The 15400-nt window shown below is 38.7% G+C and carries 13 protein-coding genes and 1 pseudogene; 13 read left to right on the forward strand and 1 reads right to left on the reverse strand.

Annotated elements, in window-relative coordinates; all coding sequences use genetic code 11:
- The first annotated feature begins 3 nt into the window (after positions 1 to 3).
- The 9 genes and pseudogenes from AAFX60_003855 (at position 4) to alr (ending at position 8544) form a co-directional block, all read left to right on the forward strand.
- Entirely contained in the window at positions 4 to 1248 is a 1245-nt protein-coding gene (locus AAFX60_003855; GenBank protein XDF78329.1) for an NADH:ubiquinone reductase (Na(+)-transporting) subunit B, read from the forward strand.
- A complete protein-coding gene (locus tag AAFX60_003860; GenBank protein ID XDF78330.1) occupies positions 1238 to 2005 on the forward strand; it encodes a Na(+)-translocating NADH-quinone reductase subunit C in 768 nt (255 codons plus the stop codon). Before AAFX60_003855 ends, AAFX60_003860 begins: the two co-directional genes overlap by 11 nt.
- Positions 2005 to 2636 (forward strand): annotated as a pseudogene (locus AAFX60_003865) (NADH:ubiquinone reductase (Na(+)-transporting) subunit D). The gene AAFX60_003860 and the pseudogene AAFX60_003865 overlap by 1 nt, the downstream one beginning before the upstream one ends.
- A gap of 7 nt (positions 2637 to 2643) precedes the next feature.
- Positions 2644 to 3240 carry an NADH:ubiquinone reductase (Na(+)-transporting) subunit E gene (gene nqrE / locus AAFX60_003870; protein ID XDF78331.1) on the forward strand — a complete coding sequence of 199 codons (597 nt, stop codon included), beginning with the start codon at positions 2644 to 2646 and terminating at the stop codon, positions 3238 to 3240.
- 29 nt (positions 3241 to 3269) lie between these two features.
- Positions 3270 to 4496 (forward strand): NADH:ubiquinone reductase (Na(+)-transporting) subunit F, encoded by a 1227-nt coding sequence (gene nqrF / locus AAFX60_003875; protein XDF78332.1) that lies wholly within the window; start codon positions 3270 to 3272, stop codon positions 4494 to 4496.
- A gap of 157 nt (positions 4497 to 4653) precedes the next feature.
- A complete protein-coding gene (locus tag AAFX60_003880; GenBank protein ID XDF78333.1) occupies positions 4654 to 5688 on the forward strand; it encodes an FAD:protein FMN transferase in 1035 nt (344 codons plus the stop codon).
- Between the two features lie 11 nt (positions 5689 to 5699).
- Complete coding sequence (gene nqrM, locus AAFX60_003885; protein XDF78334.1) at positions 5700 to 5933, forward strand: (Na+)-NQR maturation NqrM; 234 nt, start codon at positions 5700 to 5702, stop codon at positions 5931 to 5933.
- A gap of 112 nt (positions 5934 to 6045) precedes the next feature.
- On the forward strand, positions 6046 to 7143 hold the full coding sequence (dinB, locus tag AAFX60_003890) for a DNA polymerase IV (GenBank protein XDF78879.1): 1098 nt from the start codon (positions 6046 to 6048) through the stop codon (positions 7141 to 7143).
- Between the two features lie 189 nt (positions 7144 to 7332).
- Complete coding sequence (gene alr, locus AAFX60_003895) at positions 7333 to 8544, forward strand: alanine racemase (protein XDF78335.1); 1212 nt, start codon at positions 7333 to 7335, stop codon at positions 8542 to 8544.
- Between the two features lie 113 nt (positions 8545 to 8657).
- Here the strand turns inward: alr and AAFX60_003900 are convergent, their stop codons facing one another.
- Complete coding sequence (locus AAFX60_003900) at positions 8658 to 10112, reverse strand: aminoacyl-histidine dipeptidase (protein ID XDF78336.1); 1455 nt, start codon at positions 10110 to 10112, stop codon at positions 8658 to 8660.
- 830 nt (positions 10113 to 10942) lie between these two features.
- Here AAFX60_003900 and AAFX60_003905 point away from each other — a divergent pair.
- The 4 genes from AAFX60_003905 to proB all read left to right on the forward strand — a co-directional run bounded on the left by AAFX60_003905 (position 10943) and on the right by proB (position 15392).
- Positions 10943 to 12235, forward strand: coding sequence for an NCS2 family permease (locus AAFX60_003905; protein XDF78337.1), 1293 nt, complete (start codon positions 10943 to 10945; stop codon positions 12233 to 12235).
- 37 nt (positions 12236 to 12272) lie between these two features.
- Complete coding sequence (gpt, locus tag AAFX60_003910; GenBank protein ID XDF78338.1) at positions 12273 to 12731, forward strand: xanthine phosphoribosyltransferase; 459 nt, start codon at positions 12273 to 12275, stop codon at positions 12729 to 12731.
- Between the two features lie 144 nt (positions 12732 to 12875).
- Entirely contained in the window at positions 12876 to 14114 is a 1239-nt protein-coding gene (frsA, locus tag AAFX60_003915; GenBank protein ID XDF78339.1) for an esterase FrsA, read from the forward strand.
- 168 nt (positions 14115 to 14282) lie between these two features.
- Positions 14283 to 15392 (forward strand): glutamate 5-kinase, encoded by a 1110-nt coding sequence (proB, locus tag AAFX60_003920; GenBank protein XDF78340.1) that lies wholly within the window; start codon positions 14283 to 14285, stop codon positions 15390 to 15392.
- The last annotated feature ends 8 nt before the right edge of the window (positions 15393 to 15400 follow it).

Consider the following 15400-nt stretch of genomic DNA (forward strand, 5'->3'; position numbering starts at 1 on the left):
TTGATGAGCCTTTTAAATTTATTTGAAAAAGTTGAACATCATTTTGAGCCTGGCGGTAAATATGAGAAGTGGTTTGCTTTATACGAAGCAACAGCAACACTTTTCTATACTCCTGGTACAGTAACAAAAGGTGGTTCACATGTTCGTGATAGCGTTGACTTAAAACGTATCATGATCATGGTATGGTTTGCGGTATTCCCAGCAATGTTCTGGGGTATGTACAACGCAGGTAACCAAGCAATTGTTGCTCTTGAACATATGTATTCAGGCGCTGAACTTGCAGCAGTTATTTCTGGCAACTGGCACTACTGGTTGACTGAAATGCTAGGTGGCACAGTAAGTGCTGATGCAGGTTGGGGCAGTAGCATGCTACTGGGTGCAACATACTTCTTACCAATCTACGCAACAGTGTTCCTTGTTGGTGGTTTCTGGGAAGTATTGTTCTGTATGGTGCGTAAGCATGAAGTTAACGAAGGTTTCTTTGTAACTTCTATCCTTTTCGCATTGATCGTTCCACCAACACTTCCACTATGGCAAGCAGCGTTAGGTATTACTTTCGGTGTTGTTGTAGCGAAAGAAATCTTTGGTGGTACTGGTCGTAACTTCCTAAACCCTGCGCTAGCGGGTCGTGCATTCCTATTCTTTGCATACCCAGCTCAAATTTCAGGTGATACAGTTTGGACTGCTGCTGATGGCTTCTCTGGTGCAACAGCACTTAGCCAATGGGCACAAGGCGGTCAAGGTGGCCTAGTAAATACAATTACTGGCGACACAATCACTTGGATGGACGCATTCATTGGTAATATCCCAGGTTCAATTGGTGAGGTTTCGACTCTTGCTCTGATCCTTGGTGGTCTAATGATCGTTTACATGCGTATTGCTTCATGGCGTATCATTGCTGGTGTAATGATCGGTATGGTTGCAGTGTCTACACTGTTTAACCTAATCGGTTCTGACACAAATGCAATGTTCAGCATGCCTTGGCACTGGCACCTAGTTCTTGGTGGTTTCGCGTTTGGTATGATCTTTATGGCAACAGACCCAGTATCGGCTTCATTTACTAATAAAGGTAAGTGGTGGTACGGTATTTTAATTGGTGGTATGGCTGTAATGATCCGTGTAGTTAACCCTGCATACCCTGAAGGTATGATGTTAGCTATTCTATTTGCAAACTTGTTTGCTCCACTGTTTGATAACCTTGTAGTTGAAGGTAACGTGAAACGGAGACTAAAACGCTATGGCAAGTAATAACGATAGCATTAAAAAGACTCTCGGTGTTGTTATTGGTTTGAGCCTAGTGTGTTCAATCATCGTATCAACGGCGGCAGTTGGTCTGCGTGATAAGCAAAAAGCAAACGCAGTTCTAGATAAGCAAAGCAAAATTGTTGAAGTTGCAGGTGTTACAGGTTCAGGTACTGTTCCTGAACTATTCGCTGCAAACATCGAGCCTCGTCTTGTTGATTTCGCAACAGGTGAGTTCGTTGATGGTGACGCAGCTACTTACGATCAACGTAAAGCAGCTAAAGATCCAAAACAATCAATTAAGCTAACAGCTGAGCAAGATAAAGCAAAAATCATTCGTCGTGCAAACTTAGGTGTTGTTTACCTAGTTAAAGATGGCGACAAAGTGACTAAAATTATCCTACCTGTTCACGGTACTGGATTATGGTCAATGATGTATGCGTTTGTTGCAGTTGAGACTGATGGTAACACTATTGCGGGTATCACTTACTACGACCAAGCGGAAACTCCGGGACTTGGTGGTGAAGTTGAAAACCCAACGTGGCGTGCACAATTCGTAGGTAAGAAACTGTTTGATGAAAATCATAAACCTGCAATTAAGATCGTTAAAGGCGGTGCTCCAGCTGGTTCTGAGTACGGTGTAGATGGTCTTTCTGGCGCAACGCTAACAGGTAACGGTGTTCAACACACGTTTGACTTCTGGTTAGGTAATGATGGCTTCGGTCCATTCCTTGCTAAAGTTCGTGATGGAGGTCTGAACTAATGGCTAGCGCAAAAGATATTAAAAAGAGCATTTTAGCGCCGGTGTTGGATAACAACCCTATCGCGCTACAAGTTCTTGGTGTTTGTTCAGCTCTAGCTGTAACAACTAAGCTTGAAACGGCTTTCGTTATGACTTTAGCGGTAATGTTTGTTACTGCTTTATCTAACTTATTCGTTTCGCTAATTCGTAACCACATGCCAAACAGCGTTCGTATCATCGTTCAGATGGCGATCATTGCTTCTTTGGTAATCGTTGTTGACCAAGTATTGAAAGCATATCTATACGATATCTCTAAACAGCTTTCAGTATTCGTAAGCTTGATCATTACAAACTGTATCGTAATGGGTCGTGCGGAAGCGTTCGCAATGAAGTCTGCTCCATTCCATCGTTTATCGATGGTATTGGTAACGGTCTTGGTTATGGTTTTGTACTGATGACAGTAGCATTTTTCCGTGAACTTCTTGGTTCTGGTAAGCTATTTGGTGTTGAAGTTCTTCCACTTGTTTCTAACGGTGGTTGGTACCAACCAAATGGTCTAATGCTTCTAGCACCATCAGCATTCTTCTTAATTGGTTTTATGATCTGGGCTATCCGTATCCTTAAACCAGAACAAGTAGAAGCGAAGGAGTAAGGTCGAAATGGAACATTATATTAGTTTACTTGTTAAATCGATCTTCATCGAAAACATGGCGCTTTCATTTTTCCTAGGTATGTGTACGTTCTTAGCTGTATCTAAGAAAGTAAAAACATCGTTTGGTCTTGGTGTTGCGGTAGTTGTTGTTTTAACAATCGCTGTACCTGTGAACAACCTTGTTTATACGTACCTACTAAAAGAAAATGCGTTAGTTGCGGGTGTTGATTTAACATTCCTTAGCTTTATTACTTTTATCGGTGTAATTGCAGCACTAGTACAAATCCTAGAAATGATCTTAGATCGCTTCTTCCCACCTTTGTACAATGCTCTAGGTATCTTCCTTCCGTTAATCACAGTTAACTGTGCTATTTTCGGTGGTGTATCTTTCATGGTTCAACGTGACTATAACTTTGCTGAATCTGTAGTATACGGTTTCGGTTCAGGTATTGGTTGGATGTTGGCTATCGTAGCGCTTGCTGGTATTCGTGAAAAAATGAAGTACTCTGATGTACCTCCTGGTCTTCGTGGCCTTGGTATTACTTTCATTACAGTAGGTTTAATGGCGTTAGGCTTTATGTCTTTCTCTGGTGTTCAACTGTAGGGTAAGCACCCAATAATAAGGAATAACAAATGCAAAGCATTATTCTTGGTGTAGCGATGTTTACCATTATTGTATTGGCTTTAGTATTAGTGATCTTATTCGCTAAATCTAAGTTAGTACCATCAGGTGACATTACTATCTCTGTAAATGGCGATGCTGATAAAGCAATCATTACTCAACCAGGTGGTAAATTACTTAGTGCTCTTGGTAGCGCTGGTATTTTCGTATCATCTGCTTGTGGTGGTGGCGGCTCTTGTGGTCAGTGTCGTGTGAAAGTGAAATCTGGTGGTGGTGATATTCTACCTACAGAGCTTGATCACATTTCAAAAGGTGAGGCTCGCGAAGGTGAGCGCCTAGCATGTCAAGTTTCAATGAAAACTGACATGGAAATTGAACTTCCGGAAGAAATCTTTGGTGTTAAAAAGTGGGAATGTACTGTTATTTCTAATAACAATGAAGCTACTTTCATCAAAGAATTAGCGCTTGCTATTCCTGAAGGTGAAGAAGTTCCATTCCGTGCTGGTGGTTATATTCAGATTGAAGCTGAACCACACCACATTAAATATTCGGATTTTGATATTCCTGAAGAATATCGTGGTGACTGGGATAAGTTTAACTTGTTCCGTTACGAGTCAATCGTTAATGAACATTCAATCCGTGCTTACTCTATGGCTTCATACCCAGAAGAGAAAGGCATTATTAAACTGAACGTTCGTATCGCGACTCCGCCGCCAAATAATCCTGATGTTCCGCCTGGTGTAATGTCTTCTTATATTTGGTCACTTAAGCCTGGTGATAAATGTACTATTTCTGGTCCATTTGGTGAGTTCTTCGCTAAAGATACTGACAATGAAATGGTATTCATCGGTGGTGGTGCAGGTATGGCGCCAATGCGTTCTCATATCTTTGACCAATTATTACGTCTTAAGTCTAAGCGTAAGATGTCTTACTGGTATGGTGCACGTTCTAAGCGTGAAATGTTCTATGTTGAAGATTTCGATGGCCTAGCGGCTGATAACGAAAACTTCGTATGGCACTGTGCACTTTCTGATCCAATGCCAGAAGATAACTGGGATGGTTACACAGGCTTTATCCACAATGTTCTTTATGAAAACTACTTACGTGATCATGAAGCACCTGAAGATTGTGAATACTACATGTGTGGTCCACCAATGATGAACGCTGCTGTTATCGGCATGTTGAAAGATCTTGGTGTTGAAGATGAAAACATCTTACTAGATGACTTCGGTGGTTAATCTATCGAAGTAAGAAATATTGGCTGACTCAGTACTGAGTCAGCCTTTTTTCGTATTTATGGTCCGTATTTAACCTGACAAAGTACAGGGTTATAGGTTTAGTAAACAAACTTAAATTTATATTCCTGTGTATTGTTTGTATTTAAAGGAGTTGGCAGTGTTTGTCAGTTTTACTCAGTTAATTCATAAAGCAAAACTTATTTTATTACCTTGTTTTGCCCTTATTTTACTTGCTGGTTGTGGTGAACAGCGTGAGCAAGTCTATCTGAATGGTCCTACGATGGGGACAAGCTATAATATTAAATATATAAGCAAAGATGGACTGCCTAAATCTGAAGACGTTCATGCGGAGATAGATAAGCGATTAGAGCTTGTTAATGACCAAATGTCGACATATAGAAAAGATTCAGAGTTGAGTCGATTTAACCAAAGTAAAGAACTGACTCCATTTACAGTATCAAAAGATACGGCAACCGTTATTAAAGAAGCTATTAGATTGAATAAGGTTACTTTAGGAGCGCTTGATGTAACTGTTGGCCCTCTTGTTAATCTATGGGGATTTGGACCAGAAGCTCGACCAGAAGTCGTTCCTACTGATGAAGAATTAAATGCGCGACGTAAAATTGTTGGCATTCAGCATTTAGAAGCAACAGAAACTACAGTTACAAAAGATATCCCTGAGCTATATGTTGATTTATCAACGATCGCTAAAGGTTGGGGTGTTGACGTTGTTGCTAATTACCTAGAAGAGCTTGGCATCACTGATTACATGGTTGAAGTCGGTGGTGAGATGCGAGTGAAAGGTAAAAATAAAGAAAATGTTGCTTGGCGTATTGCAATTGAAAAACCATCAGTTGATGAGCGTGCGATTCAAGAGATTATAGAACCGGGTCATCATGCAGTAGCGACATCTGGTGATTACCGTATATACTTTGAGAAAGAGGGTATCCGTTACTCTCATATTATTAACCCAATTACAGGTTACCCTATTTCAAATAAGGTAGTATCTGTAACGGTACTCGATAAATCATCAATGACGGCCGATGGACTTGCTACGGGTTTAATGCTTCTTGGTGAAGAGCAAGGTATAGAGGTTGCTAATAAACACAATATTCCTGTTTTCATGATAGTGAAAACGAAAGATGGCTTTAAAGAGATAGCATCTGAAGCCTTTAAGCCTTTTTTGAAGTAAGTGAGTAAATAATGAATACATTTCTGATTACATTTTTTGTTTTCTTAGCGGTGATTGCTGCAATGGCTATTGGTTACATCATTCAGCGTAAAGTTGTAAAAGGTAGCTGTGGTGGTCTTGGTGCCGTAGGTATTGATAAAGTTTGTAATTGCCCTGAACCATGCGATGCCCGTAAAAAGCGTGAAGCTAAAGCGGCACTTAGAGCTGAAAAATTAGCAGCATGGGAAAAAGACCGTATCGCATAGTTAATACCTCATAATTCCATTTTTAAACAGCACCTATTATTGGTGCTGTTTTTATTTGAATAAAAAATGGTTCAAAGTTATTATTAACTGTGTTTTTATACAGTTAATTTTTATGAGTATCGACCACCTATCACCTTCTTCGAAGCAAGCAACTAGAAATCAAAAGATTATTCATATTGATATGGATTGCTTCTATGCGGCTGTTGAAATGCGAGATAATCCCAGTTTACGCAATGTACCTTTGGCGGTTGGGGGGCATGAACGTCAACGAGGAGTACTAAGTACTTGTAATTATGAAGCTAGGAAGTTTGGTGTTCGTTCTGCTATGCCAACAGGTAAAGCATTAAAATTATGCCCAAATCTCGTTGTGGTACCGGGCCGAATGCAAGTTTATAAAGAAGTATCCCACCATATTCATCGTATATTTCGACGATATACCGATAAAATTGAACCCCTCTCATTAGATGAAGCGTATTTGGATGTTAGTGATTGCTCACTTTTACATGGTTCTGCAACATTAATTGCAGAGCAAATCAGAAAAGATATTTTTAATGAGCTTCAGCTTACCGCTTCTGCTGGAATCGCCCCACTTAAATTCTTAGCTAAAATTGCATCAGATCTTAATAAACCAAATGGACAGTATGTTATTACTCCTGATTCCATGATGAACGAAATTAAGGGGTTGCCTCTAGAGAAAATTCCTGGAGTAGGAAAAGTGAGTTTGGAACGTCTTCATCAATTTGGGCTGTATACTTGTGAAGATATACAAAAGAGTGATCAAAGAGATTTATTACTGAAATTTGGGAAGATGGGAGCGTCATTGTGGAAAAGATCTCATGGTATTGATGAAAGAGAGGTTGTCACTGAACGAAACCGAAAATCTGTGGGAGTAGAGCGGACATTTACACATAATATCAGTAGTTTTAATGAATGTTGGGATGTTATCGAAAATAGGTTATTTCCTGAGTTAGAAAAAAGGTTATTAAAAGCGAATGGTTCAACTTTTATTGCCAAGCAAGGGATTAAAATTAAGTTTGCTGACTTTCAACAAACGACAATTGAACATGTACATCATAACTTAACGCTACCATTTTTTAAGGAGCTGTTAGAAGAGGTGTTAGAAAGGCAAAAGGGAAGAGAGATTCGTTTAATTGGATTAAGTGTTACGCTCAAAGAGAAAGAGTATTTTCAACAATTACAACTCATTTAATGATGAATAATATAATTTAGCGTTTCAATATTGAGATTTTAGTATAAATTTTATTTAAATTTATTGATTTTTGATTAAAGATAAAACAGTTGATTCTTATTTGCACTGTTTCTGTAGAGGTTAAAAAAACGACGATATATAATTCCCTTTCGAGTTTTCGAAATAATTATTATATAAAAACGGTTGTTTATGAAGTTTACTAAATGTGCATTAGCGTTAAGTTTGGCATTACCAAGTATCGCTAATTCCGCTCCACTTCTTTCTTTAGATACATTAACAAATCAAGAAAAAATTCAACAAACTAACGCATGGTTAGAGATCGATACCCAAGCTTTCCAACATAATATTGATACTTTAAGAGCATCATTAGAGCAAGACACAAAAGTGTGCGCCATAATGAAAGCGGATGCTTATGGTAATGGTATTGAAGGTTTAATGGCCTCAGTTATTGAGCGCAATGTTGAATGTATTGGTATCACAAGTAATGAAGAAGCTCGTATTGTGCGTGCTAAAGGTTTTGTCGGCGAACTAATGCGCGTTCGTGCGGCATCACCGAATGAAATTGAATCTGGTTTACAATATAAAATTGAAGAGTTAATTGGTTCGAGTGAACAAGCTAATATTATTGCGAAATTAGCAAAACAGAACAACACGATTATTCCTGTGCATCTGGCTTTGAATGCTGGTGGTATGGGTCGCAATGGTTTGGATTTATCACAACCTCAGGGTAAGAAAGAAGCATTAAACATTGCCTTTAATGGACATGTGAACATTGTTGGCATTATGACCCACTTCCCAAATGAATCTGTCGATGAAATCCGCACTAAATTAGACCTTTTTAAACAAGAGAGCCAATGGTTAATTGATGAAGCACAATTAAACCGTGATGATATTACACTGCATGTTGCAAATTCATACACCACAATCAATCTACCTGAAGCACACTTAGATATGGTTCGTCCTGGTGGTCTTCTTTATGGTGATATGCCAAATAATCCTGAATACAAACGCATTGTTCAATTCAAAACATCTGTGGCTTCTTTAAACTATTTACCAAAAGGGAGTACTATTGGTTATAGCAGTACTTATGTGCTAGGGCGCGATTCTATTTTAGCTAATTTACCATTAGGTTATTCTGATGGTTACGTTCGCTCTATTGGTAATAATGGTTACGTACTGATTAATGGCCAAAAAGCGAATGTTGTTGGTGTAACATCAATGAATACCACAATGGTAGATGTCACTGATATTAAAAATGTACAGCCTGGAGATGAGGTTGTATTATTTGGTAAGCAAAATGAATTCACTATTGAAGCAAAAGAAATGGAAGCTTTCAGTAGTCGTAGCATGCCAGAGCTTTATGTTATTTGGGGTTCTACAAATCCTAAGATCTACAAATAGACGTCGGGTTGCACCAATTTAAGTAAGAATAATTAGGTACTTATTTAAATTATAATTGCGTAAATAAAAAACGGTCAGCATGTGCTGACCGTTTATTGTTTAGTTAGATAGCATTATTTTTTAGGAATATTTTCTAAAATAGCCACCATTTGTTCCCAGTATAAAGCAACAGTATCAATTTTCACTTTCTCATCAGGAGAGTGAGGGAACTTAATAGTTGGGCCAAATGAAATCATATCCATTTCTGGATAAGGTTTCTTAAATAACCCACACTCAAGACCTGCATGAATTACCATGATATTTGGTTTATTGCCGTAGATACCTTCATATACATCACGGAAAACGTGCATTATTTCTGAATCTGCATCAGGCTTCCAACCAGGGTAAGTGCCTGAGAAAGTGACTTGAGCGCCAGCTAGCTCAGCGACAGATGACAGCATACCTTCAACCATGCTACGGCCTGAATCCATTAATGAACGGATAAGACATAGAATAGTAATGCTATTTTCGTCAGTGGTGATCACACCAACATTTAATGATGTCTCAACTACACCTTCGATATCATCGCTCATGCGAATTACACCGTTTGGACATGCATTTAGTGTCGCAATAAAACGAGATTGAGTGATCTTTGTTAGTACTTGTTCTGCAGATGCTGTTTCGTTAAAGCTAACGATATCTGTTTCTACTTTGCCTAATTCATCTTTTAATAGGTTTGTATAGAAAGTAAATAATTCGGCTAACTTAGCTTCATTTTCGGCAGGAACTGCAATAGTAGCAAAAGCTTCACGTGGAATTGCATTACGTAGACTACCGCCACGGAATTCAACAAGGCGTAAATCAAGCTCTTGTGCGTGACCAGCTAAAAAACGACCTAGTAGTTTGTTTGCGTTCCCACGGCCAGTATGAATATCACAACCTGAATGACCACCTTTTAAGCCTTTTAGTGTGATTTGTCGAGTGATGTAACCAGAAGGAAGAGCTTCACGTTCAATGTCTAATTTGATAGCACCATCGGCACCACCAGCACAACCCATGTAAACTTCGCCTTCTTGCTCTGAATCTGTGTTTAAAAGGATATCACCTTCTAACCATCCAGCTTCCAGACCAAAAGCTCCTGTCATACCTGCTTCTTCATCGATAGTTAATAATACTTCTAGAGGGCCGTGTTTTAGCTCTTTTGATGCTAACACTGCAAGACAAGATGCCATACCCATGCCGTTATCAGCACCAAGCGTCGTTCCTTTTGCCGTTACCCACTCACCATCAATGTATGGTTGAATTGGATCTTTAGTGAAGTCGTGCTCTGTATCTTCATTTTTTTGTGGAACCATATCGATATGAGCTTGTAGAACTACGCCTTTGCGATCTTCCATGCCTGGTGTTGCTGGCTTTTTAATAAAAACGTTACCAGTAGGATCACGGCGCACATCTAGACCTTCAGTTGTTGCCCATTCAATAATGTATTGAGCCAATGCTTCTTCATGTTTTGAAGGGTGAGGAATAGAACAGATTTTGTCAAAAAATTGCCAAAGAGGTTGAGGGGTTAGTTGACTGATCTCAGACACAAGATTCTCCTTTATGAAAACGGTTTTTACTTATTAATGCTCTAATTATTTGAGTCATTGTTTGTTAATACAATTCAGTATACCTCTGAATCTAGCGAATTACTCTGTTTGATATTCTAAATGGAAAAACAATTTAAAATGATGAAATGACAGACGATTAAATGAGCAGTATTCGCAAACGGTTTCGTAATAAAATTACACCATTAGTATAGTCAATAAGCTATTTTCTGTTTTTTATGTGAGGTTCGTCATGTTTTTGTTGTAATTTAATTTCCTGATGGTATAGTGATCTCATCTGCTGATAAGGCAGAAAAAAATGCTCATAGGATGAGTCCGATTTATCGCCTCCAAGGAACCGAGATCAATTTAAAATGTTAAAAACTATCAATTGATAAGGTGATGTTATGTCTTTTTTAAGTTCTTCAAAATTCTGGAATCAACGCTCTGTATACACAAGTCAATTTGTGTACCCAATGTGCTTTGGTTACTAATAAAACTTCGGTTTTATACGTTAAAGTAATACCCCTATAATTGGAATTCTATTCTACCCTTATGGGCAGTTAATTCTCCGCCATTCAAAACTATTTTGGATGGCGTTTTTTTTATCTAAAAAATATTAATCACTTCTACACTCTTTTTATTTCTCATTCTAACTAATTGAATCATTAGATTAATTTCATGATCGTAAGATTAGTGCATTCACTTTATTTACTGTTTGCTTATTAAAAGGGCAACTATCGCTAGAAATTAGCATAATTCCACTTTATAATTCTCAGCCAATCGATTACGCAAACGTTTAGATTGCATAAATTCACTAGGAAATTACTCTAATGCTTGAGAAATTATTTCAACTAAAAGCTAATGGTACGACTGTTCGTACTGAAGTTATAGCTGGTATAACCACGTTTTTAACCATGGCTTATGTTATTTTCGTTAATCCAGCTATTTTGGCGGATGCGGGAATGGATAAAGGGGCTGTATTTGTCGCAACTTGTATTGCAGCAGCTATTGGCTGTTTCATTATGGGGTTCGTTGCAAACTTCCCGATAGCTCAAGCTCCAGGTATGGGATTGAATGCCTTTTTTACTTATACCGTTGTTTTAGGTATGGGTCATACATGGCAAGTCGCTCTTGCTGCAGTATTTATGTCAGGGGTTTTATTTATTCTTCTTAGCTTATTTAAGATTAGAGAATTAATTATTAACTCAATTCCTCTTTCACTAAGAACGGGCATTTCTGCTGGTATTGGTTTATTTCTGGCATTTATTGCACTAAAAAATTCAGGGATTGTTGTTGATAACCCAGCGACATTGGTTTCAATGGGCCACATTAACAGTTTTCCTGCTGTTATGGGGGCACTCGCTTTCTTTTTAACAATTGCTTTAGTGCATCGTGGCTATAAAGCTGCTGTTATGATTGCTATTTTGGCTGTAACTGCACTGTCATTGCTTTTTGGTGATGTTCAGTATGCTGGTGTAATGTCAATGCCGCCAAGTATCGCACCTACCTTTTTACAATTAGACTTTTCTAGTGCGTTTGAACTAAGCATGCTAACCGTTGTATTTGCATTCTTATTCGTCGATTTATTTGATACAGCGGGCACTTTAGTTGGCGTATCACAGAAAGCGGGGATTATGGACAAAGACGGTAATATCCCTCGTTTAAATAAAGCGCTACTTGCTGATTCAACAGCGACATCAGTTGGTGCTTTATTGGGTACTTCAAATACGACATCGTATATTGAAAGTGTTGCAGGGGTAGCTGCGGGTGGTCGAACAGGTTTGACGGCTGTTGTTGTTGGTATTCTGTTCTTACTTGCATTGTTCTTTGCTCCATTAGCGGGTATGGTTCCGGCCTACGCAACGGCTGGAGCTTTGTTCTATGTCGCGATTTTGATGATGTCTGGTCTTGTTAGCATTGATTGGCGAGATCTTACTGAAGCAGCACCAGTTGTTGTGGTATGCTTATTAATGCCGTTAACCTTTTCTATTGCGGATGGTATTTCATTAGGCTTTATTTCTTACGCTGCAATTAAGTTGCTTAGTGGTAAAGGTCGTGAAGTTCACATCAGTGTTTGGGTTCTAGCTGCATTATTCACGCTGAAATTTATTTTTACGGCATAGTCGTTGATGACTGTGTCACTTAGAGGTTTTGTCAATTATGGCTAATAAATTTGTAATCACTTGGGATAACATGCAGATGTATACTCGTCAGCTTGCTGAACAGTTACTTCCTGCCGATCAATGGAAAGGTATTTTGGCTGTGAGCCGTGGTGGTTTAGTTCCTGCTGCAATCTTGGCTCGTGAGTTAAATATTCGTCATGTTGATACAGTATGTATCTCAAGCTATGACCATGATCATCAGCGTGATATGACGGTTGTTAAAGCGATGGAAGGTGATGGTGAAGGTTTCATCATCATTGATGATCTAGTAGATAGCGGTGATACTGCGGTTAAATTACGTGAAATGTACCCTAAAGGTAAATTAGTAACGGTATGTGCTAAACCTGCAGGCGTTCATCTAGTAGACGCTTATGTTGTAGATATCCCACAAGATACATGGATTGAACAACCTTGGGATATGGCGGTAACTTACGTCGATCCTATTGCTAAAAAATAATTAGCAAAAAATATTTTAATAAAATGACTCTTTTATAGGGTCATTTTTTTTATTCAAAACTTAATTTTATTCGCTTCTTCATATTCCTTATTCTTCTTTCAGTATATAGTGAGAAGATGAATATGTTGTTGATTGGTGGTAGATATGCCTCAACCAGAGAGTGAAAACCTTTCAGTTAAATTGTTTAAAAATCATAAGCAAGCATTAGAGACGTCAGGCTTGGTTCCTTATCTTCCGAGTAGTTTGGAGCAATTGGAACAAAGTGGGCGTACTTGGTATCGTGAATTACGCCGACCACAATGGATATGGCAAGGCGTAGATGCAATAGAGCTTGAATCCATATTGGCTCGTATTGCAAATAGTCAAAAGCATCGTTCTCGTGATGAATGGTTAGATACCGTAAGCGGTTATCATTCTGGAAACTGGGCCTATGAATGGATCCATGCGGGAATGGAACATCAAAAAACGGCTTCGGAACTGGATGGTGATGAGGCTGCTGAAGCGTATTTTAAAGCAAGTTTGTATTTTAGTGTGGCAGGTTATCCTCATATAAAGGGAGATAATTTAGCAATTCAATCACAAGTGTTAGCTAGTCAAGCCTATGATATGGCAGCAAAACAAACTTCTCATCGTGTTGAAAAAATACTTGTGCCGTATCAGGGAAGAAAAATAACCTGCTATTTGCATTTACCAAATACAGAAAAACCATTGCCTGTCGTTATAGTGAGTGGTGGCATGGATTCACTACAAACGGACATGTGGCGTTTGTATCGTGACTTTCTTGCCCCTAATAATATGGCGATGTTGACATTAGATATGCCATCAATAGGTCATAGTTCTCACTGGCCATTAAGTGAAGATTCAAGTTGTTTGCATCAAGCTGTATTGAATTATCTTCCGAATATTCCGTGGGTAGATCGTTTTCATGCTGCTGTTATGGGGTTTCGATTTGGCGGTAATGTCGCATTGCGTCTTTCTTTTTTAGAGCCAAGTCGATTAAAAGCATGTGTTGCATTGGGCGCTCCTGTGCATCAAATTCTGACTAATTCAGCAAGATTAAAAACCATGCCTAAAATGTATCTTGACGTGTTAGCTTCAAGGTTGGCTAAGCAAGTTGTTGATATAAATAGCCTTACAAGTCAAATGCAAGCATGGTCGCTAAAAAATCAAGGTTTTTTGTCTGGTGGGAGAAAAACATCAGTTTCCGTTTTAGCTATTGGTCTGAAGGATGATCCTGTTTCACCTAAGTCAGATAATAAATTAGCGGCGCTCTTTAGCAAATATGGCAAAGGTGTTGAGCTAAATAGTAAGACATTACATAGTGGCTATGAAGAAGCACTAAAGCAGATGATTGAATGGATCAAAGAGGAAATGAAGCAATAGTTTCTCTATTTATTAATAGAATTAAAGTGAAATGTTATTAAATGCTATTTTAAGCTTGTACTGTTCTGATTTGCTTGCTAAAAGTAGTGTCAGTTTTACCAACAACGTTACGATGATTATCGTCGTAAAATTTACATCATTTATTTAAGTAAAATAGGTAGTAGGGAATTGAATACACAATCTCAAACCATAGTCGTTAAACTTGGTACAAGTGTACTCACCGGTGGCACATTAAAATTAGATAGAGCACATATGGTTGAGCTAGTTCGCCAATGTGTTCAGCTAAAAAAAGCTGGCCATCAAGTTATTGTTGTTACGTCTGGCGCAATTGCTGCTGGCCGTGAGCATCTTAACTACCCCGAACTACCCAAAACCATGGCTAACAAGCAGTTATTAGCTGCTGTTGGTCAAAGTTGCTTAATTCAAGCGTGGCAAAGTTTGTTTGGTATTTATGGTGTTGACGTAGGTCAAATGCTATTAACTCGAGCTGATTTGGATGACCGTGAGCGTTATTTAAATGCACGAGATATGCTTCAGGCGCTATTAAAAAATAATATTGTTCCTATCGTTAATGAAAATGATGCGGTAGCAACCAATGAAATTAAAGTCGGTGATAACGATAACCTTTCTGCATTAGTCGGTATTTTAGCGGGCGCAGATAAATTATTATTGTTAACAGATCAATCGGGTCTATTTACCGCTGATCCACGTAAAGATCCAAAAGCAGAATTGATCAAAGAAGTTCATACTATCGATGAAACACTACGCAAGATAGCTGGCGGAAGTGGTACAACACTTGGTACCGGTGGTATGGCGACGAAGTTGCAAGCTGCTGATGTGGCGCGCCGAGCGGGTATCGAAGTAATTATTGCTGCTGGTAGTGCTGAGAATGTAATTACCGATGTGGTTAACTCTAAACCTCAAGGTACGAAGTTCTTACCTGTTGAGTGTGCTTTAGAGAGCCGTAAACGTTGGATCTTAGCTGGACCTCCATCAAAAGGTAGCATTGTTATTGATGAAGGTGCAGTTAATGCGGTTCAACAAAAAGGCAGCAGTTTATTAAGTAAAGGTATCACTGAAGTATCAGGCCATTTCGTTCGTGGTGGCGTAGCGAAAATTGTGAATACAAAAGGTGAATTGATCGCTCGTGGTATTTCACGTTATTCAAGTGATGACTTATCTAAGATTTTAGGAAAACACAGTCAGGATATTTACGCAGTATTAGGCTACGAATATGGCCCTGTAGCTATCCATCGTGATGATTTAGTACTGATTTAGTAAAAGGA

The organism is Aliivibrio fischeri, assembly GCA_038993745.2.
GTDB lineage: Bacteria > Pseudomonadota > Gammaproteobacteria > Enterobacterales > Vibrionaceae > Aliivibrio > Aliivibrio fischeri_B.

Excerpts from the sequence above, each read along its gene's own strand:
- nqrM (XDF78334.1), top strand. The coding sequence starts at position 5,700 with ATGAATACATTTCTGATTACATTTTTTGTTTTCTTAGCGGTGATTGCT.
- AAFX60_003855 (XDF78329.1), top strand. The coding sequence starts at position 4 with ATGAGCCTTTTAAATTTATTTGAAAAAGTTGAACATCATTTTGAGCCT.
- AAFX60_003905 (XDF78337.1), top strand. The coding sequence starts at position 10,943 with ATGCTTGAGAAATTATTTCAACTAAAAGCTAATGGTACGACTGTTCGT.
- nqrE (XDF78331.1), top strand. The coding sequence starts at position 2,644 with ATGGAACATTATATTAGTTTACTTGTTAAATCGATCTTCATCGAAAAC.
- nqrF (XDF78332.1), top strand. The coding sequence starts at position 3,270 with ATGCAAAGCATTATTCTTGGTGTAGCGATGTTTACCATTATTGTATTG.
- alr (XDF78335.1), top strand. The coding sequence starts at position 7,333 with ATGAAGTTTACTAAATGTGCATTAGCGTTAAGTTTGGCATTACCAAGT.
- AAFX60_003860 (XDF78330.1), top strand. The coding sequence starts at position 1,238 with ATGGCAAGTAATAACGATAGCATTAAAAAGACTCTCGGTGTTGTTATT.
- gpt (XDF78338.1), top strand. The coding sequence starts at position 12,273 with ATGGCTAATAAATTTGTAATCACTTGGGATAACATGCAGATGTATACT.
- frsA (XDF78339.1), top strand. The coding sequence starts at position 12,876 with ATGCCTCAACCAGAGAGTGAAAACCTTTCAGTTAAATTGTTTAAAAAT.
- dinB (XDF78879.1), top strand. The coding sequence starts at position 6,046 with ATGAGTATCGACCACCTATCACCTTCTTCGAAGCAAGCAACTAGAAAT.